The sequence below is a fragment of the Leisingera caerulea DSM 24564 genome (genome assembly GCF_000473325.1).
Lineage (GTDB): Bacteria > Pseudomonadota > Alphaproteobacteria > Rhodobacterales > Rhodobacteraceae > Leisingera > Leisingera caerulea.
The window spans coordinates 1,084,462-1,107,491 of sequence record NZ_KI421513.1; the positions used below are offsets into that span (position 1 = coordinate 1,084,462).

At 62.9% G+C, this 23,030-nt stretch carries 21 protein-coding genes; 11 read left to right on the forward strand and 10 right to left on the reverse strand.

The genetic code is table 11. From position 1 onward, the window contains the following. Nucleotides 1-22 precede the first annotated feature (22 nt). Nucleotides 23-841 (reverse strand): ABC transporter ATP-binding protein, encoded by an 819-nt coding sequence (locus tag CAER_RS0112625; RefSeq protein ID WP_027235687.1) that lies wholly within the window; start codon nucleotides 839-841, stop codon nucleotides 23-25. A 46-nt stretch (nucleotides 842-887) separates the two neighbouring features. Here CAER_RS0112625 and CAER_RS0112630 point away from each other — a divergent pair, with 46 nt between their 5' ends. Continuing rightward, nucleotides 888-1,115, forward strand: a complete 228-nt coding sequence (locus tag CAER_RS0112630; RefSeq protein WP_245597361.1) for a hypothetical protein — start codon at nucleotides 888-890, stop codon at nucleotides 1,113-1,115. Nucleotides 1,116-1,168: 53 nt separating this feature from the next. Here the strand turns inward: CAER_RS0112630 and CAER_RS0112635 are convergent, their stop codons facing one another. Beyond that, nucleotides 1,169-3,133, reverse strand: a complete 1,965-nt coding sequence (locus tag CAER_RS0112635) for an AMP-binding protein (protein WP_027235689.1) — start codon at nucleotides 3,131-3,133, stop codon at nucleotides 1,169-1,171. A 445-nt stretch (nucleotides 3,134-3,578) separates the two neighbouring features. On the opposite strand from CAER_RS0112635, the gene CAER_RS0112640 reads away from it, so the two are divergent. The 3 genes from CAER_RS0112640 to CAER_RS0112650 all read left to right on the forward strand — a co-directional run bounded on the left by CAER_RS0112640 (nucleotide 3,579) and on the right by CAER_RS0112650 (nucleotide 6,532). Beyond that, the gene (locus tag CAER_RS0112640; RefSeq protein WP_027235690.1) at nucleotides 3,579-5,480 is read left to right on the forward strand and encodes a hybrid sensor histidine kinase/response regulator; all 1,902 of its coding nucleotides are present in this window, start codon (nucleotides 3,579-3,581) and stop codon (nucleotides 5,478-5,480) included. Beyond that, nucleotides 5,477-6,181 (forward strand): response regulator transcription factor, encoded by a 705-nt coding sequence (locus CAER_RS0112645; RefSeq protein WP_027235691.1) that lies wholly within the window; start codon nucleotides 5,477-5,479, stop codon nucleotides 6,179-6,181. Before CAER_RS0112640 ends, CAER_RS0112645 begins: the two co-directional genes overlap by 4 nt. Nucleotides 6,182-6,304: 123 nt before the next feature. Continuing rightward, a complete protein-coding gene (locus CAER_RS0112650) occupies nucleotides 6,305-6,532 on the forward strand; it encodes a WGR domain-containing protein (protein ID WP_027235692.1) in 228 nt (75 codons plus the stop codon). A 100-nt stretch (nucleotides 6,533-6,632) separates the two neighbouring features. On the opposite strand, the gene CAER_RS0112655 is transcribed toward CAER_RS0112650, so the two are convergent. Continuing rightward, the gene (locus CAER_RS0112655; RefSeq protein ID WP_027235693.1) at nucleotides 6,633-7,832 is read right to left on the reverse strand and encodes a hydantoinase/carbamoylase family amidase; all 1,200 of its coding nucleotides are present in this window, start codon (nucleotides 7,830-7,832) and stop codon (nucleotides 6,633-6,635) included. 144 nt (nucleotides 7,833-7,976) lie between these two features. Here CAER_RS0112655 and CAER_RS0112660 point away from each other — a divergent pair, with 144 nt between their 5' ends. Genes CAER_RS0112660 through CAER_RS0112680 form a run of 5 tightly spaced genes read left to right on the forward strand, consistent with a single transcriptional unit; the run spans nucleotide 7,977 to nucleotide 11,730 of the window. After that, nucleotides 7,977-8,627 (forward strand): histidine phosphatase family protein, encoded by a 651-nt coding sequence (locus tag CAER_RS0112660; RefSeq protein WP_027235694.1) that lies wholly within the window; start codon nucleotides 7,977-7,979, stop codon nucleotides 8,625-8,627. Nucleotides 8,628-8,648: 21 nt separating this feature from the next. Next, complete coding sequence (locus tag CAER_RS0112665; RefSeq protein ID WP_027235695.1) at nucleotides 8,649-9,263, forward strand: glutathione S-transferase family protein; 615 nt, start codon at nucleotides 8,649-8,651, stop codon at nucleotides 9,261-9,263. 11 nt (nucleotides 9,264-9,274) lie between these two features. Continuing rightward, nucleotides 9,275-10,327, forward strand: a complete 1,053-nt coding sequence (locus tag CAER_RS0112670; RefSeq protein ID WP_027235696.1) for a saccharopine dehydrogenase — start codon at nucleotides 9,275-9,277, stop codon at nucleotides 10,325-10,327. After that, the gene (locus CAER_RS0112675; RefSeq protein ID WP_027235697.1) at nucleotides 10,324-10,575 is read left to right on the forward strand and encodes a SemiSWEET family sugar transporter; all 252 of its coding nucleotides are present in this window, start codon (nucleotides 10,324-10,326) and stop codon (nucleotides 10,573-10,575) included. The genes CAER_RS0112670 and CAER_RS0112675 overlap by 4 nt, the downstream gene beginning before the upstream one ends. A gap of 12 nt (nucleotides 10,576-10,587) precedes the next feature. Beyond that, nucleotides 10,588-11,730, forward strand: a complete 1,143-nt coding sequence (locus tag CAER_RS0112680) for a saccharopine dehydrogenase family protein (protein WP_027235698.1) — start codon at nucleotides 10,588-10,590, stop codon at nucleotides 11,728-11,730. A 185-nt stretch (nucleotides 11,731-11,915) separates the two neighbouring features. Here CAER_RS0112680 and CAER_RS0112685 read toward each other — a convergent pair whose 3' ends face one another. From CAER_RS0112685 to mutL, 4 genes are all read right to left on the reverse strand, one after another. After that, nucleotides 11,916-12,239, reverse strand: coding sequence for a DUF3775 domain-containing protein (locus CAER_RS0112685; protein ID WP_019295110.1), 324 nt, complete (start codon nucleotides 12,237-12,239; stop codon nucleotides 11,916-11,918). Between the two features lie 87 nt (nucleotides 12,240-12,326). Then, on the reverse strand, nucleotides 12,327-13,631 hold the full coding sequence (locus tag CAER_RS0112690; RefSeq protein ID WP_027235699.1) for an adenylate/guanylate cyclase domain-containing protein: 1,305 nt from the start codon (nucleotides 13,629-13,631) through the stop codon (nucleotides 12,327-12,329). Beyond that, nucleotides 13,632-15,014 carry a DNA recombination protein RmuC gene (locus CAER_RS0112695; protein WP_027235700.1) on the reverse strand — a complete coding sequence of 461 codons (1,383 nt, stop codon included), beginning with the start codon at nucleotides 15,012-15,014 and terminating at the stop codon, nucleotides 13,632-13,634. Between the two features lie 31 nt (nucleotides 15,015-15,045). Next, nucleotides 15,046-16,992, reverse strand: a complete 1,947-nt coding sequence (gene mutL, locus CAER_RS0112700; protein ID WP_027235701.1) for a DNA mismatch repair endonuclease MutL — start codon at nucleotides 16,990-16,992, stop codon at nucleotides 15,046-15,048. Nucleotides 16,993-17,238: 246 nt separating this feature from the next. Here mutL and deoC point away from each other — a divergent pair, with 246 nt between their 5' ends. Beyond that, on the forward strand, nucleotides 17,239-18,228 hold the full coding sequence (gene deoC, locus CAER_RS0112705; protein ID WP_027235702.1) for a deoxyribose-phosphate aldolase: 990 nt from the start codon (nucleotides 17,239-17,241) through the stop codon (nucleotides 18,226-18,228). A gap of 62 nt (nucleotides 18,229-18,290) precedes the next feature. Next, nucleotides 18,291-20,627, forward strand: a complete 2,337-nt coding sequence (locus CAER_RS0112710) for an aldehyde dehydrogenase family protein (protein ID WP_027235703.1) — start codon at nucleotides 18,291-18,293, stop codon at nucleotides 20,625-20,627. 266 nt (nucleotides 20,628-20,893) lie between these two features. On the opposite strand, the gene rpsO is transcribed toward CAER_RS0112710, so the two are convergent. The 3 genes from rpsO to CAER_RS0112725 all read right to left on the reverse strand — a co-directional run bounded on the left by rpsO (nucleotide 20,894) and on the right by CAER_RS0112725 (nucleotide 22,915). Further along, nucleotides 20,894-21,163 (reverse strand): 30S ribosomal protein S15, encoded by a 270-nt coding sequence (gene rpsO, locus CAER_RS0112715; RefSeq protein ID WP_008555454.1) that lies wholly within the window; start codon nucleotides 21,161-21,163, stop codon nucleotides 20,894-20,896. Nucleotides 21,164-21,321: 158 nt separating this feature from the next. Continuing rightward, complete coding sequence (locus CAER_RS0112720; protein ID WP_027235704.1) at nucleotides 21,322-22,296, reverse strand: calcium-binding protein; 975 nt, start codon at nucleotides 22,294-22,296, stop codon at nucleotides 21,322-21,324. 106 nt (nucleotides 22,297-22,402) lie between these two features. Continuing rightward, nucleotides 22,403-22,915, reverse strand: coding sequence for a DUF1643 domain-containing protein (locus CAER_RS0112725; protein ID WP_027235705.1), 513 nt, complete (start codon nucleotides 22,913-22,915; stop codon nucleotides 22,403-22,405). Nucleotides 22,916-23,030: the final 115 nt, after the last annotated feature.

Consider the following 23,030-nt stretch of genomic DNA (forward strand, 5'->3'; position numbering starts at 1 on the left):
GCTGGTGTTGCTGCAGTGCAACTCAGTCATGGCTGACCCCCAGATAAGCGTCGATCACATCCTGGTTATTGCGCACCTCATCCGGCGTGCCGTCACCGATCTTCTTGCCGTAATCCATCACCACGACCCGGTCGCTGAGGTCCATCACCACGCCCATGTCATGCTCGATCAGGGCAATGGTGGTGCCGAACTCGTCGTTCACATCCAGGATGAAGCGGGACATGTCCTCTTTCTCCTCGACGTTCATGCCCGCCATCGGCTCATCCAGCAGCAGCAGCTTCGGTTCCGCCGCCAGCGCCCGCGCCAGTTCGACCCTTTTCTTCAGGCCATAGGGCAGCCGCGCCACCGGAGTCTTTCGGATATGCTGAATTTCCAGAAAGTCGATGACCCGCTCCACGATCTCGCGGTTTTCGGTCTCTTCCTTTTCCGCTTTGCCCTTCCACAGAGCCTGCGAAAACAGTCCTGTTTTCATATAGTTGAGCCGACCGGTCATGACGTTGTCCAGAACGCTCATGCCATCAAACAGCGCGATATTCTGGAAGGTCCGGGCAATGCCCTGGCGGGCCACCTCATAGGGTCTCATCTGCGGCCGCTTGGAGCCGCGGAACCAGACTTCTCCCTCCTGCGGCACATAAAAGCCTGAGATCACGTTCAGCATCGAGGATTTGCCGGCACCGTTGGGACCGATGATCGCACGGATCTCGCCCTCGCGGATGTCAAAGGAGATGTCCTTGATCGCCACCACGCCGCCGAACCGCAGGGTGATGTTCTTCATCTCCATCACCACACCGCCGATGGTGCGGCCGTCTTCGGTGACGTAGCTCTCGGAATTGTCAAGCATAACAACGGCCTCCATTTTTTTGCCACATAGAAATTTTAAGATTTCCATGCGATACTTGTGGGAAACGAGCAGCAAGGAGATCGACGTTATGTTCGGCGAACTTGAGCATTCCTGCCTTCTGAAGATGGCACTTGAATGCAAGCAGATGGGCCTCAGCCAATCCGAAAGCCTGGCCTCCATCATTGAGCAGACACACGGGTTCAGTTCCACCTTCAAGATTCAGCAGGTGGTCAACACCGCGTTCCACCCTGAACTCAACCCCGACCTGATCTGAGACCGTTCCGGCCTGCCCGGCACGGGGCGGGATTATTTCCGGAGATACGTGCGTCATTCCGCGGCCACCTTGTGAACCGCTGCCGGTTTCACTTCGGCATCGACAATGGTCAGCGTCGCTTTGATCGAGCCTTTGCGGCCGTCCTCATAGGTCACTTCCGTGACGGTCGAGACCTTTTCCGAACCGTCGTAAAGCGCGGTGATGATATCGTCGAACTTCTCTTCCACGATACGGCGGCGCACCTTGCGGGTGCGGGTCATCTCGCCGTCATCGGCATCCAGTTCCTTGTGCAGCACCACAAAGCGGTGAACCTGGCAGCCTGACAGCATAGGATCCTCGGCAACCGATTTGTTCACTGCGCTCACATGCTCGCGGATGGAGGCCAGCACCTGCGGATGGCCGGCCAGCTCCTGATAGGAGGCATAGGCGATATTATTGCGCTCAGCCCAGTTGCCTACCGCCGTCAGGTCGATGTTGATGAAGGCGACACAGCGGTCCTTGCCATTGCCGAACAGCACGGCTTCCAGAATGTCCGGATAGAATTTCAGCTTGTTTTCCACATACTTGGGCGCAAACATGCTGCCGTCGGCCATCTTGCCAACATCCTTGGCGCGGTCGATGATCCGCAGATGGCCAGAGCCTTCCTCGAAGAAGCCGGCGTCGCCGGTGGCCACCCAGCCTTCGGGATCCTTGGTGGAGGCGGTGGATTCCGGGTTGTTGAAATACTCCACGAAAGTCCCCGGCGAACGGTAGTAGATCTCTCCGTTGTCGCCGATCTTGATCTCCACCTCCGGCGCCGGCACGCCGACGGTGTCAGCACGCACTTCGCCATCCGGCTGCACGGTGATGAACACGGTCGCCTCAGTCTGACCGTACAGCTGCTTCAGGTTGATGCCCAAAGAGCGGTAGAAATCGAAAATCTCAGGCCCGATCGCCTCGCCCGCGGTGTAGCCCACGCGGATGCGGCCATACCCCAGCGTGTCCTTGAGCGGCCCGTAGACCAGAAGATTGCCCAGCGCATATTTCAGGCGGTCCATCATGCCGACGGGCTTGCCGTCCAGAATGTCGCCGCCGACTTTCTTGGCGTGGGCCAGGAAATGGTGGAACATCTTGCGCTTCATGGCGCTCGCGTCCTCCATCCGGATCATCACATTGGTCAGCTGGCCTTCGAACACCCGCGGCGGCGCAAAGAAATATGTCGGACCGATCTCGCGCAGGTCGGTCATCATGGTGTCGGCGCTTTCCGGGCAGTTCACGCAGAAGCCGCACCAATAAGACTGGCCAACCGAGAAGATGAAGTCGCCAACCCAGGCCATCGGCAGGTAGGAGAGGATATTCTCGCTCTGTGTCAGCTTGTCGAACTCGGCGGAGTTCTTGGCGCTTTCGATCACGTTGCGGTTCGACAGCACGACGCCCTTGGGCTTGCCGGTAGTGCCGGAGGTGTAGAGCATCACGCAGGTGCTGTCATAGTTCAGCTTGCTCTGGCGCGCGTTCAATTCGCCGATCAGCTCGTCATAGGCCGCCCGGCCCTGATCCTGGATATGGCTGAACTGGTGCAGCTGGGTGTGGTCGTATTTACGCATGCCGCGCGGGTCGAGATAGATCATGTGCTCAAACTGATGAAGCTGATCCTGAATCTCGATCACCTTGTCGGCCTGCTCCTGATCGCCCACGATCACGAAGCGCGCGCCGCAATGGCCCAGCACATAGGCCATCTCCTCGGCCACCGCGTCCTGATATAGCGGCACCGGCACGGCGCCGACTGCCTGCGCAGCAACCATCGACCAGTAGAGATACGGGCGGTTGCGGCCGATAATGGCAACGAAATCACCTTCGTTCACGCCAAGGTTGATTAAACCCAGCGCCAGCGCCTCGATTTCCTTTGCCGCCTCGGCCCAGGTCCAGCATTGCCAAATGCCGAATTCCTTTTCCCGGTAGGCCGGCGCGTTTGCGAATTGCGCCGCATTGCGTTGAAGCAGCGCCGGCAGGGATTGCTTCCCCTCGGCGCCCATCTGCATCTGAGCCAACTTTTTTTCCTCCCTTTCCGGCGTTGCTGCCGGACCGACCGCCGTCCGCGGTTCTGGCCCCGATTAGGGACAGCCATAGGTTAGCCCGTCAACTTTTTCCTGAAGTTTTCCTAAATCTTACGAATTGTAACAGACGTCTTCCCCTTGTTTTACAGGTTGTTACGCGAGGCGCCGCGGCGCCCATCGCCGGGAATCCTTCCTGCCGTGCGGCGGCCGCGTCTGAAACTGCGCGGGATGCGCACAGATCGGTAATAGGCCGAATCAAAGGACCAGTGACTCTTTCTGAAATGCGAATCTGAAAGGGGCGGCAGCCGCTCCCTTCATCCGGCAATCAGGAGGCGATTTTTGCGGTGCGCGGCGGCCGGGTTCTTGGCCGCGGCTGAATGGCAATTTGCCCCTGTTCGATAGCGGTGCTAGCCATGGGCCGGGGAGAGCCATGAACCGGACAAGCAAACAGCACGCCGCCATGACCACCGCCGGGCTGAACCTGATCGCCCAGGCGCTGTCGATCTATGACAATGATTTGCGGCTGGCCGTGTGCAACGGCCGCTTTCAGGAAATGTTCAATCTGCCGGACCACCTGACGCAGCCCGGGGCGTCCTTTGCCGATACCATCCGCTTTCTGGCGGAAAACGGCGAATACGCGCCGGAAACGGATATAGAAGACATCGTGCGGACCCGGGTTGAGCAGGCGCTGGACTTCGTGCCCCACTATCTTGAGCGCGAACGGCCAAACGGGCAGATGATTTCGATCGAAGGCTCACCGTTGCCGCAGGGCGGCTGGGTCACCGTCTATACTGACATCACCCGCGCCAAACGGGCAGAGCAGCTGCTGCGTGCCCGGTCGGAAGAGTTGTCCGAAAAACTGATCGCCCACACCGAGGAGCTGTCTGCTGCCAACCGCCAGCTGGAGGCCACCAATACCGCGCTGGAAGAGGCCAAGCGGCAGTTGACCGAGATCGAAGGCCGCACCCGGCTGACCACCGAAATGATGCCCGCCCATATCGCTCATGTGGATGCGGATGGCTATTACACCTATACTAACCGCCGCCTCAGCTCTGTATTTCCCAGCCGCCCCTCGGACATTTTGGGCATGCATATCTCGGACGCGCTGGGGCCTGACGCCTTTGAACGGATTGAGCCGCATCTGCTGGCTGCCTACAAGGGCGGCAGCCCGGTGTTCGAGTTCACCGAAAGCCACAGCAGCCGCCGCATCCGGGTGGCTTTCACACCGGATCAGCAGGGCGGGGTCTATATCCTTTCTATGGACGTGACCGAAGAAACCCAGGCCCGCGTTGCCCTGCAACAGGCCCGCCGCCGAGAGATGGCGGCGCAGATGACCAGCGGGCTGGCACATGACTTTTCCAACCTCCTGACCATCATTCTTGGCATGCAGGGCAAGCTGGAAAAGATGGGGCTGAGCAGCGAAGCAGCGGAGATGGTTCAAGGCACCCTGTCTGCGGCAAGGCGCGGCGGACGGCTGCTGAACCGGATTGCAGAAATGACCGGCCAGCGCACCCTGCGCCCTCAGGCCACAAACATGCATGAGCTTCTGGGGGAGCTGAAGATCCTGGCTTCCCCTTCGCTGCCGCAAGGTATGGGGCTCAGCATCCTCGACAACATGCCGGATCAGGTGCTGCTGCTGGACAGCGGCAAGCTGCAGGATGCGCTGCTCAACCTGATCCTGAATGCCCGCGACGCCTGCGGCACCTCCGGCCAGATCACCGTCAGCGCCCATGCAGTCGGCCAGACCTGGGTGGAGATCACCGTCACCGACACCGGCCCCGGTTTCTCTGCCGAGGCGCTGGAGAAAGCCCTGAACCCGTTTTTCACCACCAAGGGCAGCGAGGGCTCCGGCCTGGGGCTGCCGATGGTCTATGACATGGCCAAGCTTGCGGGCGGCGACATGCGGCTTGGCAACACCCTGACCGGCGCCTCAGTCACCCTGCGGCTGCCCTACCGGCAGGCCCCGGATGCCAAGGGCGGCATGGCGCTTTTGGTCGAGGACAGCGAAGAGCTGCGCGCCAGTTTCCGCGACATGCTGATCGACCTCGGTTATTCGGTTATCGAAGCGGCCAGCGTCGATGAGGCAAGCGCGCTCACCGCCGACCTGCCGGACATCGCGCTGGTGCTTTCAGACATCAAACTGGAAGGCAGCGCCACCGGCATCGACCTGGCTGCCCGCCTGGACGGCTCAGGCCTTCCCATCATTCTGATGACCTCGCTGCCGACTAGCGACCCTCTGTTCCGCAAGGCATTGAAATGGGGGCCGGTTTTGCGCAAACCTTTCACCACCCACCAGCTGTCCGAATTGATCGCACCGGAGCCCGCCGCATGACATCGCCCCTGGTCACCATCCTGGATGACGAGCCGGAAATCCGCCGGATCCTGACCGAAACGCTGGAGGACGCAGGCTTCCGCACCCAAAGCTTCGCCCGCGCGCGTGAATTCGAGGCGGCACTGAACCGGGTGACACCGGACGTCTGCCTTGTGGATCTGTCGCTGCCCGATACCGACGGGCTGGCGCTGGTCCACCGCCTGGCGCTGGAACAGGGGGCGGCAGTCATCATCATCTCCGGCCGTGCCCAGGTGCAGGACCGGGTAACCGGGCTGGAGCTTGGGGCAGATGACTATATCACCAAACCTTTTGATCCGGCCGAGGTGGTGGCCCGGGTCCGCGCCCGCCTGCGCAGCGGCCCCCGCACCGCCGCACCCGCCAGCGAGACCGCCCGGTTTTCCGGCTGGACCGCCCATTTCGACCGCTACGTTCTGGAGGATGACACCGGCGCCGAGACCCCCTTCTCCCATGCCGAAGGCGAGGTTTTGCGGCTATTCCTGGACAGCCCCAAGCGGCTGATCTCCCGCGCCCAGATGCAGGAGGCGCTTGGCGGTGCCGCTGGTGAAAGCTTCGATCGGGCGATGGATGTGCGCATCTCGCGCCTGCGCACCAAGCTGCGCGAAGACCCCAAGAACCCGCGGCTGATCAAGACGATCTATGGCGCGGGCTACATCTTTCTGGGCGACGTGGACTGGGTCTGACCCCGCCAAAAAAAATATAAAGCCGCCTGAAAACACTGTGCTTTCTCCCGTCAGATGGAGGACTGCGCAAAGACGCGCCACTGGCCTCTTGCCCGGGCGAATCGCTGCGCGTAGAATCATTGCATGGCCACCTGTCTGCTCTACCGCCAAGCCCACTCGCGCCCGTCGCGGTTCTACCGCATCGAGCTGGCGATGAACTTGTTTTCCGAGGTTTCCGTGCTGCGCGAATGGGGCGTGGCCGGCGGCAGCGGGCGAAGCGTTATCAACATCTACGGCAACCTGCGTGAGGCCTCGCTGGCCGCCGACAAGCACCGCAAGCGAATGCTGAAACGCGGCTACGGCCGGGCCTGACCCGCGCCGCGCCAGCGGCGCCCGGCCCAACTGTGACGGGCATTCTTTGAATGTCCAAGAACAGGCGGGAGCACCCTGTCTCTGTTGCATACCGCCAGATTCATCCCGCCAGTGCCCGGGCCGCGCTGTCCAGCACCTGCAATCCCAGCACCAGATCCGCCTCGTCCGTGTCCTCGTCAAAGGCATGGCTGATGCCTCCAATCGAGGGCACAAACAGCATCCCCGCAGGCATCACCGTGGCCAGATTGGCCGCATCATGCAGCGCGCCGGAGGGCATTTTCTGCCATTTCCCGGGTGCAAGCGCCTCCGCCGCGGCAGCCAGTTCCGCCTGAAACCGCGCATCCATCGCCGCCGGTTCGATCCCCATCACCGTACTAAGTTCCGCTGTTACGTTATGATCGGCCGCGATCTCCTGGGCGGTCTCCCCGATAAGAGTCTCCATCCGTGCCAGCCGGTCTGCATCCGCATCGCGCCATTGCATCGAGAACTCCACTCGCCCCGGCACCACAGAGGATGCATTCGGGTGCAGCGCCACATGGCCGATGGTCCAGACCGTGGCCGGGTTCACCACTTCGGCAATCCGGCTGTTCAGCGCTGTGTTGAATGCAGACAGCGCCTGGAACGCGTCCCGGCGCAGGTGCATCGGCGTGGTGCCCGCGTGGTTCTGGCGGCCTTCGAAACTGATCCGCATATCGCGGATGCCGACAATATCCGTCACCACCCCCAACCCAAGCCCGGTTTCCTCCAAATAGGGCCCCTGTTCGATATGCATTTCCAGGAAACCGCTGAACAGGTTATGCGGCAGGAAATTCCCGGCTAAACCCGCCATCTTCCCCCGCATCTCCGCAAGAGTATTGCCGGCAGTGTCGGTCAAACCGTCAGCCTTTTCCAATACCAGCTTGCCGGTCCAGACATCCGATCCGGTCAGAACCCCGAACCGCCCTTCCTCATCCTGAAAACTGACGCAGGAAATCGGCGGCCTGCCTGCTTCCCTGGCCGCACGGGCGACCTCCAACCCGGCCACCACGCCCAGCGCCCCGTCCAGCCAGCCGCCCTCGGGCTGGCTGTCGCTGTGCGAGCCCACCAGCATGCTCCTTTCCCCGGCCAGCCCGAAAAGATTGCCTAGCGGATCGAAATGCGGCTCTAAACCGGCCTTCTTCATCCTCCCCGCCAGCCATCTGCGCGCCGCAATATCGGCATCCGAATAGGCCTGGCGCATCACCCCTTTGCCCACGCCCGACGCGCCAAAGCTGCGCAGCTTATGCAGGTCATCTAGAAATCGCTGTGGATCAAGGGGCATGACAGGTCTCCGGAGTTGCAGCTATAGAGTGCGTCAGGATTTCCCCGCCCTCAATCAATTTGACCAGGGCAGGGCCAAGCCCGCTCTTTCCTCTGCCCGGAACCTCCCCTAAGACTTCCCCGGTAACAACGGAGCCGCCCGCCCATGTCTCACATCACGCTGATCCGTCACGGCCAGGCCAACACCAGCGCCCGGGATGAGGCGAGCTATGACCGGCTGAGCGATCTGGGCCACCAGCAGGCCGCCTGGCTGGGAGACCACCTGCGCAGCAGCGGCAATCATCATCCGCGTGTCTATTGCGGCACCCTGACCCGGCATATCGAGACCGCCGCCTCAATGGGATATACGGACGCCGTGCAAGACGCGCGTCTCAACGAGATGGAGTATTTCACCTTGGCTGAGGCGATGCGCGATCAGCACGGGCTGCCGATCCCGCAAGAGCGTGAAGGCTTTGTCGAGCATCTGCCCAAGGTCTTTACCGCTTGGGCCGCAGACGAAATTTCAGAGCCTTACGAAAGCTGGTTGCATTTCGAAACCCGCACGCGGCAGGCGCTGGAGGAGATCGCCGCAGGCGAAGGGCCGGCGCTGGTGGTCACCTCGGGCGGGCTGATTTCAATGGCGCTGCGCCAGGCAATGGGGCTGGACACCACGGGCATGGCGCGGCTTGCGCTGGCGATCATGAACACCTCCATGCACCGGCTGTTTCCCATCGGCGGCCACTGGAGCCCGGTTTTGTTCAACGCAGTGCCGCATCTGGAAGCGCCGGACCGGCATTTTGCCCAGACACATCTGTGACGTCGGAACGGGAGGAAGACCATGCAGCTGTATTACGCCCCAAACACCATTTCAGTGGCTGTGGCCATCGCGCTGGAAGAAGCCGGGATCGACTATGAGACGGTGGAAATCGACTTTGCCGCCAAGCAGCAGGCTGGCGCAGCTTATGCTCAGATCAACCCCAAGGGCCGGGTTCCCGCGCTGGCCGTCGAGGGCGGCATCCTGACCGAAACCGGCGCCCTTCTGGAATACATCGCCGACACGGCGCCCGAGGCCTCCTTGCGCCCGCAGGATCCGGTGCGGCTGGCCCGGATGCGCGAGGTGATGTTCTACCTTGCCTCCACCATGCATGTGAACCACGCCCACCGCCTGCGCGGCGCCCGCTGGGCCAAGGAGCGGTCCAGCTGGAAAGACATGCAGAAGATGGTGCCGCAGACCATGACGGCCTCCTGCGTGTACATCAGCCAGTTTGGCCTGCGCGGGCCGTTTGTGCTGGGTGACGGAATAAGCCTCGCCGATTGCTATCTATATGTGGTCTGCACCTGGCTTGAAGGCGACGGGGTAAACGTGGCGGACTTCCCGAAAATCCAGAACTTCATGACGGCAATGGAACAGCGCGAGTCCGTGCGCGCGGTCTATGCCAAGGGAATGCTTTGAAGGACATGACAATGACGCATCTGTGGGTACGGGCCGAACAGCGCCCCAATGAAGAGCGGGTGGGCCTCACCCCCGAAGGGGCCAAGGCGCTGCTAGCAGGCGGCATCAAGGTCACGGTGGAGGAAAGCTCGGTGCGGGCAATCCCGCTGCAGGGCTACATTGACGCGGGCTGCGAGATTGCGCCGGAAAACTCCTGGCCCCAGGCGCCTGCAGACGCAATCATCTTCGGCCTCAAGGAACTGCCCGAGGACGGCACCCCGCTGCCGCACCGCCACATCATGTTCGGCCATGCCTTTAAGGGCCAGCACTCCGGCAAGGCTCTCCTGGAGCGGTTCAAGGCCGGCGGTGGCACGCTTTATGATCTGGAGTATCTCGTCGATGAGGCCGACCGCCGGGTTGCTGCGTTTGGCTACTGGGCAGGCTATGCCGGGGCTGCGGTGACGCTGAAGGCCTGGGCGGCCCAGCAGCGCGGCGAGGTCTGCGGGCCGGTTGGCGTTTACGGCGGCAAGGATTCGCTGCTGGCCGAACTTGGCGCAGAGCTTGACGCACTGAACAAGGACCGCCCCACTGCCATTGTCATCGGCGCGCTTGGCCGGGTCGGCACAGGCGCTGCTGATCTTTGCGAGGCAATGGGCGTGCAGGTCACCAAATGGGACATGGCCGAAACCGCAAACGGCGGCCCCTTCCCGCAGATCCTGGACCATGACCTGTTCCTGAACTGCATCTTCGCACGTCCCGGCACCCCGGTTTTTGTTCCCCGTGAAGCATTGGCTGCGGAACGCAAGCTGACCGCCATCGGCGATGTCGCCTGCGACCCGGACAGCGATTACAACCCGGTGCCGGTCTATACCCAGGCTACTACCTGGGACGTCCCCGTGGTGCGCGTTGCCGAGAACCCGGTGCTTGACGTCATGGCCATCGACAACCTGCCGTCGATGCTGCCGGTGGAAAGCTCGGAGGATTACGCCGCCCAGCTGCTGCCCTCGCTGCAGGCTCTTACCGATCTGGACAGGGGTGTCTGGGGCCGGGCCAAGGCCACCTTCCTGGAGCATGTGCCCGAATGATCGCGCCTTACGTCGGCTATTTGGCGGCCATCCTGGGCACCGTCTGCTGGATCCCCCAAGCCTGGAAGGCCTGGGCCTCCCGCGACACCTCCGGCCTGTCGCTGCCCTCGAACCTGATGTTCCTGGCCACGGTTTCTCTATGGCTGGCCTATGGGGTGATGGTCGGCGACTGGCCTTTGATCCTGGCAAATATCTGCGCCGTGACCGCCATTCTGGTGATCGTCACAGCCAAACTGAAATTCGGATAAGGGAGAACTCTCATGACTATACACTGGTGCGGCACCGGCCTGTCGGCAATCCCCGGCCTGCGACGCCTGCTGGAAGCAGGCCACGACGTGGCGGTCTGGAACCGGACCACGGACAAGGCGCGCGAGGCAGTGGGCGACCTGACCACCAACATCCACGCCTTCAGCATCGCCAACCTGGGCCAGATGCTGAGCCCCAAGGACGTCATCGTCTCGATGCTGCCCGGCGACTGGCACGTTTCGCTGGCGGAGCTGGCGATTGAACACGGCGCGCACTTTGTCTCCTCCTCCTACATCGCGCCGGAAATGCGCGCGCTGGACCAGAAGGCCAAGGATGCAGGCGTCTGCCTGATCAACGAGGTGGGGCTGGATCCCGGCATCGACCACCTGATGGCGCATGCGCTGGTGGCGGACTACAAAGCGTCCGATGCCTTTGACCCGGAAAACGAGATCAGCTTCATCTCCTACTGCGGCGGCATTCCCAAAATGCCGAACCCGTTCCGCTACAAGTTCAGCTGGTCGCCGCTTGGCGTGCTGAAAGCGCTGCGCTCGCCCTCCAAGTCGATCCGCGATTTCAAGGAACTGGATGTCGCCCGCCCCTGGGATGCGATCTCCTCTTACGAGGCGCCGCTGCCCGCACCGGAGACCTTCGAAGTCTACCCGAACCGCGACTCGATCCCGTTCATGACGCAGTATGAATTCGGTGAGGACTGGAAGGTGAAGGAATTCGTCCGCGGCACCCTGCGCCTCAACGGCTGGGCCGACGCATGGGCGGACGTGTTCAAGGAGGTCGAGACCCTCTCCGGCCCCGAAGGCGACGCTCGCCTCAAGGAAATGTCGGACCAGTTCTGGGCCGAGAACGCCTATGACGAAGGTGAGCCGGACCGAGTCGTCCTCTGTGTGGGCCTGAAGGCTGAAAGAGACGGTGCCGAGGTCTGGCACAAGACCTACGTTATGGACGCCTGGGGCGACGAGCGCGGCACCGCGATGGCGCGCCTGGTGTCGTACCCGGTGTCGTTCGCGATTGAGGCCGCCATGAACGGTAAGATTGCCGCCGGGGTTCACGCCGCCCCCAGCGGTCCGGCTCTGGTGGAGAAATGGATGGGTGAAATCGGCAAGCTGGCGCAGCACCTCGAGGTTGTTGACAGTAAGGGCTGACAGCCCGGAGTGCCCGCAAGCGGAACCTGCGGGCACTCATCAAGATCCTCTGTTCATGTGGCCTCAAATATCCCGGGATCCGGGGCAGCGCCCCGGGTGTCGCGTCAACAGCAGAGGGCGCCATAACCGCGGCGCCCCTTTTCTGTGCGAATACAAGGAATTTCTGACGGTTTGGTTGCCCGGCCTTAGCGGCCGATCACGTCGTCCTCGACGTCGTTTACGTCGATGCCCAGCGCCTCCAGCCCGGCCTCCAGATTGTCCGCCAGATGCGGCGTGCCAAGCAGGTAATCAACGGTCGGCGTGGTTGCCTCCTGGCGGGCGGTATATATTGCCTCGCCCAGTTCCTCAGGCTCGAAGCTCCCGCGGCCGACCCACATGATGCCGACCAGTTCGGACTGCTGATCCTCGCTCATCCGGTCGATGAAGGCGCGCAACTCGCCCTCCGCCCGCCCCAGTTCACGGGCCATCATCGCCACCTGTGCCACCTTGCGGACTGAGATCTCCAGCATTGCTCCATTCCTTCTGTTCGCTGCCTCAGCATATCAAACCGCGTGCGAAACGCCTAAGTCTTTGATCTGGGGCAAATGGAGCCGCGGTCAGCCCTGTGCCTTGCCGAAGAGCACGAGCCCCGTGCTGCGCCCGCGCAAGACCCCTGCCGGCAGTGCAGTCCAGCCGTTGCGCGCGGGCTCTGCCCCGGCTTGCTTCAGCAGCACCTCAGAGGCAATCAGCGCCATGCCGTGCTCTTTGGTCAGCTGCTCAAGCCGTGCCGCGGTGTTCACGGTGTCGCCGAAAACGGAATATTCCAGCCGTTGCGGTGTGCCGGTAACGCCCGAGAAGACCTCGCCCCAATGAACCCCGATCCCTGCTGCCAGCGCCGCATCGCCCGCCTGCTCCCGCATGCGGCACCAGGCCTCCACTTCCGCCAGCAGGCCTTCGGCACAGTCCAGCGCCCGGGCCGCCGCCCGCTCCCCCTCAAACAGGATCATCGCCGCGTCACCGATATATTTGTCGATCAGCCCGCTGGTCCGTCCCGCCACATCTTCCACCCGGGTGCGGAATTCCGTAATCAGGCTGCTGACCTCCTGCGGTTCGCGGCCCTCGCACCAGCTGGTAAAGCCGCGGATGTCGATGAACAGAATTGCCATCTGCTGCTGGCGGCCCTCCTGCAGCGCTTCCAGCCCGCCGCCTGCCAGGCGCCCCGCCAGCTGGGCCGGCAGGTAGCGGGTCAAATTGGCCTTCTGCCGCGCTTCTTCGATTGAGCGGTGCAGCAAACCCCGCGTCCGCACTGCAGCAACAACCAGAACGGCACCTGCCAGGCACAGCATCACCAGACGCATGACGTTCGGCGGCGGCGCCAGGGACAGGGTGATCCGCCCAGCAAGATCCGGCGTGGTTTGCGGCGGCTGCCACAGGATCATCCAGCCAAGCCCCGCAGCAACCAGAACCACCATCACAGCCAGCCGCAAGGGGTTGAGCCGCAGCACGCCAAAAGCCAGCACAACCGGCGCCATCCAAACTGCAGGCATCACAAAAAGCGCACTTCCGGGCACTCCGGTATTCACCAGCGACAGGAAGGTGTTCAGCAGCAGAAACGCGCAGTCCGCAAAGACCGCCAGCCAGATCATCCAAGGCTTGAACAGCCCCGTTCCGATCGCCCAGTAGATCAGCACCCCGGCGGTGAGGTAGGAGAGCATGGTGGCCGCCGCCAGCCCGATCTGGCGGCGCAAATGCGGCTCGTCTATCGCCTGCACTGAGTCAACGGCCAGCACCATTGCCAGCATAAGGCCCAGCGCCACAGCGATCCGCAAAAGCGCAACGATGCGTTCGGCTTCCACCTCAGCCGCGCTCAGCAGCGCCGGCTGCTCCGGTCTTACCGTTGGGCATGCCTGCGGCAGCCGCATCTACTCCTCCGCCAAAAGCGCCACCTGCCGCGGCTCGACTTCCACCTGGCCCGGATCTTCCAGCTCAGCCCCGTTTGCCACAACCCCCATCGCCTCGAACCGGCGTGCCGAGGGCAGCACCCGCGCTTCCAGAGAGCCAACGGCCTTGTTGTAGTTATTCACTGAAGAGGACAACGAGCGACCAACCGAAGCCAAGCTCTTTGAGAAGGTCGCAAGCCGGTCATAAAGCTCCTTGGCGGTCTTCTGCACTTCGACAGCATTTGCCGCCATCTTCTCCTGCTGCCAGCCGTAAGCAATGGATTTGACCAACGCCATCAGCGTGGTCGGCGTCGCGATCAGAACCTTGTTTTCAAAAGCATACTCAATCAACCCCGGATCCGCCTCAGCCGCGGCGGACACAAAGGTCTCACCGGGGATAAACATCACCACAAAATCCGGCGTTTCGCCCAGGGCGCTTTGATAGGACTTCGAGGCCAGCTGGCGCACATGGGTCTTCACGTGGTTTGCGTGGCGGGTCAGGGCTGCCTGCTGCTGCTCCGGCGTTTCCGCCTCCAGCGCATCCAGATACCCCTCCAGCGGGGTTTTGGCATCCACCACGATGCTCTTGCCGCCGGGGATACGCACCACCGCATCGGGGCGGCGCAGGCCATCGTCGGTGCCGACGCTCTTTTCCAGTTCGAAATCCACATGCTCGGCCATGCCAGCCATCTCAAAGACCTGGCGCAGCTGCATCTCGCCCCAGCGGCCGCGGGTCTTGGGTGCGCGCAGCGCCTGCACTAGCTTGCGGGTCTCGCCGCCCAGCGTGGCCTGGCCCTCCGCCAAATGCTTCACCTGCGCCTGAATCGCACCATAGGCCTCGTTGCGGGCCTGCTCGATCTCCTTGATCCGCTCGCCGAACTGGCCAAGCTTCTGGTCCAGGGGTTTCACAAGGCTCTCAATCGCCGCGTGGCGCTTGGCCAAGTCGTCATCCGCTGTCTTGCTGTGCGCCTGAAAGCGCTCACTGACCAGGCTCAGAAAGCTCTCTGAGTTCTGCTTGAGCACGCCCGAAGCCAGCGAAGCAAACTTGTGCTCCATCTGCTGGTTCATGTGGCTGAGTTCTTCCAGTCGCGCCGCGTGCTCTGCCTTCAGCGCTTGGACTTGGGCTTCGGCCTGGTATCGCGCTGTGCGTTCATTCTCGCTGGTGCGGCGCAGGGTGGCCAGCTCATCCGTCAGCTCCGGCAGCCGCGCCACTTCCGCCTTCAGCCCGGCAATATGGCTGCGCTGATCTGCGTTCACCCGCTCTAAATGCCGGGCGTGCCCGCGCGAGCGCCAGCCCGCCAGCGCCAAAAGCGCGGCCAGCCCAGCCAGCGCGTAGATTGCCCAGTGGGCCTGTTCCAATGTCACTGCTCGTCCTCCCTTTACCGGGGGTTCTTGTTCAGGTGCGCCCGAACAGGCGCTCGATATCTGCCAGTTTCAGTTCCACGTAGGTGGGGCGGCCATGGTTGCACTGGCCGGAGTGGGGGGTTGCCTCCATCTCCCGCAGCAGCGCGTTCATCTCCTCTCCGCGCATCCGGCGGCCGGAACGGATCGAGCCATGACACGCCACCCGGCTCAGGATCGCTTCGATTTTCGCCTGCACCAGCTGGCTTTCACCTTGGTCCGACAGCTCATCCAGGATGTCTTTGATCATGGCCTCGGCGTTGACTTCTCCCAGGATCGCCGGGGTTTCCCGCACTGCAACGGCATTGCCGCCGAATGCCTCGATCCCGAGGCCAAATTTTGCCAGCTCATCGGCCACACCCAGCAAGCAGGCGCACTCGTTGTCGCTTAGCTCGACAATCTCCGGGATCAGCAGAGCCTGCGCAGCAACGCCGTTTTCGGCCATCTGGCGTTTCAGCTTCTCATAAACCAGCCGCTCATGTGCTGCGTGCTGGTCGACAATCACCATGCCGTCCGCGGTCTGGGCGATTATGTAGTTTTCGTGCACCTGGCCGCGGGCCGCACCCAGCGGCAGCCGCTCGGCCCCGGGCGCGGCGGCTTCGGGCGTATCCAAGGGCTGACCCGGGGCCACTGGAGCTTCGGCGACTTCAGTCACCCGGCCGCTGTAAGCTCCCGCCAGTTCGGCAAAACCTTGCGATGGCAGCGCATCATTGGACGGCGCCTGCGGCTGGCCGGGGCACTGCGCCGCATAGGACAGGCTGCGTGCGCCATAGGACGGCCGGTCCATCTGGTAGATCCGCGGGGCGCCACTGGCGGCGGTGGACTGTTCCGGCTTCATTGCCCCCAGCGTGGCACCTGCCACGGTGGTCGAGGCACGGTGACCGGCCTCCGCCAGCGCATGGCGCAGCGATGACACGATCAGACCGCGCGCCAAGCCGGGATCGCGGAAGCGCACTTCGGATTTGGCCGGATGCACGTTCACGTCGACCAGCTGCGGATCGCAGTCGATGAACAGGGCCGCCGCCGGATGCCGGTCGCGGCTGAGGAAATCGAAATAAGCCGCCCGCAGCGCACCGGTCAGCATCTTGTCCTTCACCGGTCGGGTATTCACGAACAAGAACTGTGCCACCGCCGCACCGCGGGAATAGGTCGGCAGCGCCGCGTAGCCATAGAGCCGGATGCCCTCGCGGGTGGCGTCAATCTTCAAAGCGTTTTCAGCAAACTCTCGCCCCAGGACCGAGGCCAGCCGACCGTGCAGCGCATCAAACAGATCGCCGGACAAAGGATCTGCCCGAAAGGTCACCCGCCCGTCGCCGCCGCCCGAGACATCGCGCAGGGTGAAGCCCACCGAGGGCTCCGCCATCGCCAGCCGTTTCACCGTGTCGGAGATCGCCTGCGACTCCGCCCGGTCGGTGCGCATGAACTTGAGCCGCGCCGGCGTGGCAAAGAACAGGTCGCGCAGCTCGACAATAGTGCCCGCCCGCAGCGCCGCCGGCTTCACCGGCTCCAGCTTGCCACCGGACACCCGGATCTGTGCCGCCTCATACCCGGCTGCGCGGCTGGTGATGGTCAGCCGCCCCACCGCGCCAAGCGAGGGCAGCGCCTCGCCGCGAAAGCCGAACGTGTGGATGTTCAAAAGGTCGGTGCCGTCGATCTTGGAGGTCGCATGGCGGCTGAGCGCCAGCGGCAGATCCTCTGGCGTCATGCCGCAGCCGTCATCCGTCACCCGGATCAGCGTCTTGCCGCCATCGGCGATCTCCACAGTGATCCGGGTTGCCCCGGCATCAATGGCGTTTTCCACCAGTTCCTTGACCGCAGAAGCCGGCCGTTCCACCACCTCCCCGGCAGCAATCCGGTTGATGGCACTGTCATCCAGCTGGCGGATCACAGGACGGGATTCAAGCCGCGAATTTTCGCTGATATGGGGTTCTGCACTGCTCATACCGCTAAATTTAGCATGTGGGGCCGATTCTGCCACCGGAATGCGCGCCGCGGCGGCAGCAGAATCGCAAAACACGATTTCCCCGCTTTACCGCCCGCCCCCAAGGGATCGCAGCTACCCGGCGCTGCCTTTTCGGGCCAAAAATTTGTCCATTCAGTCAAAAAACCTAACGGCAGCCCCGGGCGCTCGCTTGCCAATATGCCGCACCCGTGCGATTTTCGCACGGAACTCTTCTGAGGATCCCCAATGGAAAGCCATATCGCTGAACGAAGCGCGCAGCTGCCGCAGCTGGCTGAGCCGCGCAACCCCGGCATGGAGCTGGACCTGGACTGGGTCGCTGCCGTGCAGGCCAATACTTCGGCCATCGAACGCCGCTGCGCCACCCTGCCGGGCCGCCGCAGCGTCAAGAAAGACCACCAGGCCGCCTGGCTGCTGAAGGCCATCAGCCTCATTGACCTTACCACCCTGTCCGGTGACGACACCGAAGGCCGTGTCCGCCGCCTGTGCGCCAAGGCGCGCCAGCCAGTGAACGCCGGCATCCTGCGCAGCCTGGGGATGGAGGGCCTCACCACCGGGGCTGTTTGTGTCTACCACGACATGATCCCCACCGCCGTAAAAGCGCTGGAAGGCACCGGCATCCCGGTGGCCGCGGTTTCCACTGGTTTCCCGGCAGGCCTGTCGCCGTTTCACCTGCGGCTGGCGGAGATCGGCGAAAGCGTCAACGCTGGCGCCGAGGAGATCGACATCGTGATCTCCCGCCGCCATGTCCTGACTGGCAACTGGCAGGCGCTCTATGACGAGATGAAAGCCTTCCGCCTGGCCTGCGGCGAAGCCCACGTTAAGGCAATCCTGGCCACCGGCGAACTGGGGTCCCTGCGCAATGTGGCGCGGGCGTCGCTTGTATGCATGATGGCGGGCGCTGATTTCATCAAGACCTCCACCGGCAAGGAAAGCGTGAATGCCACCCTGCCCGTCAGCCTGGTGATGATCCGTGCGATCCGCGACTACTATGACCGCACCGGCTACCGCGTCGGCTACAAGCCGGCGGGCGGCATTTCCAAGGCCAAGGACGCGCTGGTTTACCTGGCGCTGATGAAGGACGAACTAGGCCACCGCTGGCTGCAGCCCGACCTGTTCCGCTTCGGCGCCTCGTCGCTGCTGGGCGATATCGAGCGCCAGCTGGAGCATCATGTCACCGGTGCATACTCCGCCGGCTACCGCCACTCCATGGGGTAAGGGCGCCGGAATCCGGCACGAATACCGGGCCGGATTCCTGTTCCGCGAAAAGGATCAGTATCATGACCATAAAAGAGATCTTCGACAGCATGGAATATGGCCCCGCTCCCGAAAGCGCCGCTGAGGCACTGGCCTGGCTGGTCGATCAGGGCAGCCGCTTCGGCCATTTCATCAATGGCGAGTACACCGCCCCCGGAAACGGTTTTGAAAGCAGGAACCCGGCCACGGGTGAGGTGCTGGCGACCCTGACCCAAGCCACTCAGGCCGACGTGGACGACGCAGTCAAAGCCGCCCGCAAGGCGCAAGGCAAATGGGAAGCCCTCGGCGGCCCGGGCCGGGCCAAGTACCTCTACGCGATTGCCCGGCTGCTGCAAAAGCACTCCCGCCTGTTTGCAGTGCTGGAAACACTGGATAACGGCAAGCCGATCCGCGAAAGCCGCGACATCGACATTCCCCTGGCCCAGCGCCATTTTTACTATCATGCCGGCATGGCCCAGTTGATGGAAAGCGAGCTGCCGGACGCCGAGGCTTTGGGCGTCTGCGGCCAGATCATCCCCTGGAACTTCCCGCTCTTGATGCTGGCGTGGAAGATCGCGCCTGCGATTGCCATGGGCAACACAGTGGTGCTGAAGCCTGCGGAATACACCTCGCTGACCGCGCTGCTGTTTGCCGATATCTGCCGCCAGGCAGGTCTGCCCAAGGGTGTCGTCAACATCGTCACCGGCGACGGCACCGTGGGAGAAATGATCACCTCGGCGGATGTGGACAAGATTGCCTTCACCGGCTCCACTTCGGTTGGCCGCAGGATCCGCGAGGCCACTGCAGGCAGCGGCAAGGCGCTGACCCTGGAGCTGGGCGGCAAGTCCCCCTACGTCGTCTTTGACGACGCCGATATCGATTCCGCCATCGAAGGGCTGGTGGACGCAATCTGGTTCAACCAGGGACAGGTCTGCTGCGCCGGTTCGCGCCTTTTGGTGCAGGAAGGCATCGCAGAACGCTTTCACAGCAAACTCAAGGCCCGTATGGACGGACTGCGCGTCGGCAACCCGCTTGACAAATGCATCGACGTCGGCGCCGTGGTGGACCCGGTGCAGCTCGATACCATCAGCAGCATGGTCGCGGCCAATCGCGCCGGCACCATGCACCAGGCACAGGTGGAGATGCCCGAAGGCGGCTGCTTCTACCCGCCGACGCTGATCGAGGGCCTGTCACCAGCCGATCCCCTGATGCAGGAGGAAATCTTTGGCCCGGTCCTGGTGTCCTGCACCTTCCGCACGCCCGCCGAGGCGGTGGAGCTGGCAAACAATACCCGCTACGGTCTCGCCGCGACGCTTTGGACCGAGAACGTGAACCTTGCGCTCGACATGGCGCCGAAACTGGTTGCGGGTGTGGTTTGGATAAACGGCACCAACATGTTTGACGCCGCCGCAGGCTTTGGCGGCGTGCGCGAAAGCGGCTTCGGGCGCGAAGGCGGCTGGGAGGGGCTGGCAGCTTATACCCGTGCCAAGGCCAAACCAAAACCGCTGGCCAAGGTGGAAGCCTTTGCGGGCACCGGCGCCCCGGCGGACCCGCTGGACCGCACCGCCAAGATGTATATCGGCGGCAAGCAAGCCCGCCCTGACAGCGGCTACAGCCGGGCAATCTACGGAAAATCTGGCGCCCTGCTGGGACACGTTGGCGTAGGCAGCCGTAAGGATGTCCGCAATGCGGTTGAGGCAGCAGCCGGCGTAAGCAAGTGGTCCAAGACAACCGGCCACCTGCGCGCGCAGATCCTCTATTATATCGGTGAAAACCTCTCTGCCCGCGCGGAGGAATTTTCCGCCCGGATCGACGCCATGACCGGCAGGAAGAGCGGCGCGGCAGAGGTCGAAACTTCAATACAGCGCCTGTTCTCAGCTGCGGCCTGGGCCGACAAGTTCGACGGCCGGGTGCACGGTGTTCCAATCCGCGGCGTAGCACTGGCAATGAAGGAACCGGTTGGCGTGATCGGAGCGCTCTGCGCCGATGAGGCACCGCTTCTAGGACTGGTTTCCGCCATGGCACCGGCGATTGCGATGGGCAACCGGGTGGTTTTGGCCGCTTCGGAACCCTTCCCGCTGGCGGCCACCGACTTCTACCAGGTGCTGGAGACCTCGGACGTGCCTGCGGGCGTTGTAAACATCCTGACTGGCAGCCATGCAGAACTGGCCAAACCGCTCGCTTCGCATCTGAATGTGGATGCGGTCTGGAGCTTCTCCTCCTCCGATTTGTCGGCAGCAATCGAAGCAGCCTCAGCGGGTAACCTGAAGCGCACCTGGGTCAACGACGGCACCGCAACCGACTGGACGCAGGACCTGACCAAGCGCTTCCTGCAGGAGTCCACCGAGATCAAGAACATTTGGGTGCCCTACGGCGAGTAAAATCCAGCCGGTTTCCGGCAAAGGCAGAACGCCGCTCCATCCGGGGCGGCGTTTTCTTTTCAGACCGGCCATCGTCCCATCAGGGCCTGCCGTGCCGCAAGCAGGAACCGCCCGTGCGCAGCACGGACCGCCGCCCAAGGCCAAGGGTTGCCCGGCGCAGCCGGGGAGCCTGCGGGCGCGGGAGCACTTCGCCGCTATATGGCTCCGTTGCAAAAGAAAGCGCCCGCTCCTTTCGGAACGGGCGCTGAAATCCGGATAAGCGCGGATTAGCGGCGGATACCCAGGCGCTTGATCAGGTCCTGGTAACGGGCCTCATCCTTGCCTTTGGTGTAGTCCAGCAGCTTGCGGCGCTGAGCAACCATTTTCAGGAGACCACGGCGGCCGTGGTTATCCTTCTTATGGGTTTTGAAGTGCTCAGTCAGAGTGTTGATGCGCGAGGTCAGGATTGCAACCTGGACTTCCGGCGAGCCGGTGTCGCCGTCCTTGGTTGCGAATTCTTTCATCAGGCGCGCTTTTTCTTCCGCAGTGATCGACATCGGGGTCTCCTTCATAGGTTAGAGTGGATGGCACAAGCCGGGATGTCGTCCAGCACAGGCCCATGGAGAAACCTGCCGCGGAATCACGGCAGATGCGGGCATATATGATGTTTCTGCTGTAAAGGCAAAGACTAACTGCTAGGCGCCGGATGCCAAAGCTATTGCGGCAGCAGCCCGGAGACCGACGCCGACTCCGGGTCAATCAGCACCAGATCATCGGCGGTCAGCCCCTCGGCACCCGAAACTCGTAATGCACTCTGGCCATTCACCAGAATCAGCATCTCGGCCGCAGCATCCGGGTTCTGCCGCACCTCCACCGTGGGCTCCTCCCCGTCTTCGAACTCCCAGACAACTACCAGCTGGTCCTCGCCCGCATCATAGTCCATCAGCTGCACCGCCTCGGCACTGCCTGTCCAGCTTCCAACTGTGAATTGATCCGCGCCGGCGCCACCTGTCAGCGCATCGCCTCCACCTGCAATCAGCGTGTCATCCCCGTCACCGCCGTTCACGAAGTCCTGATTGGTCCCGTCACCTGCACCGGACACCACATCGTTGCCGTAACCACCGAACAGCGCGTCCTCCCCGGCGCCGCCGGTCAGGCTGTCATTACCATCGTTCCCGTGCAGCGTATCCTCGTCCGTGCCGCCTTCCAGCCAATCCTGGCCCTGGCCGCCATGCAGAAGGTCCGCACCGCTGCCGGCCCGCAGGCTGTCGCTTCCGAAATGCCCGTACAGGCTGTCATCGGCGGCACCGCCTTCCAGCCAGTCGCTGCCTTCCGCGCCATGCAGCACATCCTGGCCGTCTCCGCCAAACAGGCTGTCATCACCGTCTTGCCCGTAAAGAGAGTCGCTGCCAGTACCGCCTCCAATCCAATCGTCCCCGGCGTATCCGCCGATCTGGTCGTCCCCGGCACCGCCTGACAAGCTGTCTGCCGCTTCGCTGCCAACCAGAACGTCGCCGCTGTCCGTGCCGGTCACGGGCCCGCCGCCCGGCTCGACAAAGCCGTCGTCGAGACCATCCACGTCCCCCTCCGGCTCATGCCGCGCTTCGGAGTCATCTTCCTCCGTACCGGTGTCGGCAAAAACCGCGCTGCCAACTGCTACAAGTCCCAGAACACTTGCTAACCACAACATTGCCCTATCAACCCCTGGACAAACATTTACCTGAAATACAATCTCACGTTGTAGGAACGCGTTCAAAACAAAACGAGAACACAGGTTAACGGACGCTGAAAGTGTCCTAGTCCGGGTGCCACAACTGAGGCTGCTGGCTGTAGGCGATGTAAAGCGGATGCCTGGGGTGGCCCGCCTTGCTGAGCCCCAAGTGATACAATGGCTTGCCGCTCGACCTCAGTGCCGCTGCGACCCGCGCACCCTGGGCGCGATGCGTGCCGTGGGTGCCCCACGCGCAGATCACCATATCGGCCCAATCCACCCCTTCCAGAATCACCGCCATATTGTCCGGGCCTTCCGGCGCCTCCAGCCGCCGCATCTCACGCGGGTCGGTAACCCGGCAGGCAAAGATGTTGGTCGCCCTGAACCCGCCAAACCCCAACGCGCGGGCGCGCCGCTCGCAGCGCTCGATGGTAGGATCATTCTGAACCTCGGTTGCCGTCGAGGGGTTCAGCATCACAAACATCACCCGCTGCCCCGCTGGATCCCAAACCCGTGTCAGGCTGTAGCGGTAGGTTTCGCAGTCCGAATAGACGGCGGTCGAGGGGGCATCGCCCTTGGTGTGGCGGCGGGTGATCATGCGCGCTTTATTAGTTTGACGCGGCGTGTTTTCCAAGCAGGTCGGCCACTGCGTCTAGGGGAATAACGCCGCTTCTGCGGTAAATGAATTTTCGGCATTTACGAGACTGACATGG

Coding starts and splice junctions, on each gene's coding strand:
- mutL (WP_027235701.1), bottom strand. CDS start 16,992: ATGAGCAGTGCAGAACCCCATATCAGCGAAAATTCGCGGCTTGAATCC.
- CAER_RS0112645 (WP_027235691.1), top strand. CDS start 5,477: ATGACATCGCCCCTGGTCACCATCCTGGATGACGAGCCGGAAATCCGC.
- CAER_RS0112630 (WP_245597361.1), top strand. CDS start 888: ATGCGATACTTGTGGGAAACGAGCAGCAAGGAGATCGACGTTATGTTC.
- CAER_RS0112625 (WP_027235687.1), bottom strand. CDS start 841: ATGCTTGACAATTCCGAGAGCTACGTCACCGAAGACGGCCGCACCATC.
- CAER_RS0112680 (WP_027235698.1), top strand. CDS start 10,588: ATGACTATACACTGGTGCGGCACCGGCCTGTCGGCAATCCCCGGCCTG.
- CAER_RS0112675 (WP_027235697.1), top strand. CDS start 10,324: ATGATCGCGCCTTACGTCGGCTATTTGGCGGCCATCCTGGGCACCGTC.
- CAER_RS0112685 (WP_019295110.1), bottom strand. CDS start 12,239: ATGCTGGAGATCTCAGTCCGCAAGGTGGCACAGGTGGCGATGATGGCC.
- CAER_RS0112660 (WP_027235694.1), top strand. CDS start 7,977: ATGTCTCACATCACGCTGATCCGTCACGGCCAGGCCAACACCAGCGCC.
- CAER_RS0112710 (WP_027235703.1), top strand. CDS start 18,291: ATGACCATAAAAGAGATCTTCGACAGCATGGAATATGGCCCCGCTCCC.
- deoC (WP_027235702.1), top strand. CDS start 17,239: ATGGAAAGCCATATCGCTGAACGAAGCGCGCAGCTGCCGCAGCTGGCT.
- CAER_RS0112690 (WP_027235699.1), bottom strand. CDS start 13,631: ATGCGGCTGCCGCAGGCATGCCCAACGGTAAGACCGGAGCAGCCGGCG.
- rpsO (WP_008555454.1), bottom strand. CDS start 21,163: ATGTCGATCACTGCGGAAGAAAAAGCGCGCCTGATGAAAGAATTCGCA.
- CAER_RS0112665 (WP_027235695.1), top strand. CDS start 8,649: ATGCAGCTGTATTACGCCCCAAACACCATTTCAGTGGCTGTGGCCATC.
- CAER_RS0112655 (WP_027235693.1), bottom strand. CDS start 7,832: ATGCCCCTTGATCCACAGCGATTTCTAGATGACCTGCATAAGCTGCGC.
- CAER_RS0112650 (WP_027235692.1), top strand. CDS start 6,305: ATGGCCACCTGTCTGCTCTACCGCCAAGCCCACTCGCGCCCGTCGCGG.
- CAER_RS0112720 (WP_027235704.1), bottom strand. CDS start 22,296: ATGTTGTGGTTAGCAAGTGTTCTGGGACTTGTAGCAGTTGGCAGCGCG.
- CAER_RS0112640 (WP_027235690.1), top strand. CDS start 3,579: ATGAACCGGACAAGCAAACAGCACGCCGCCATGACCACCGCCGGGCTG.
- CAER_RS0112635 (WP_027235689.1), bottom strand. CDS start 3,133: ATGCAGATGGGCGCCGAGGGGAAGCAATCCCTGCCGGCGCTGCTTCAA.
- CAER_RS0112670 (WP_027235696.1), top strand. CDS start 9,275: ATGACGCATCTGTGGGTACGGGCCGAACAGCGCCCCAATGAAGAGCGG.
- CAER_RS0112725 (WP_027235705.1), bottom strand. CDS start 22,915: ATGATCACCCGCCGCCACACCAAGGGCGATGCCCCCTCGACCGCCGTC.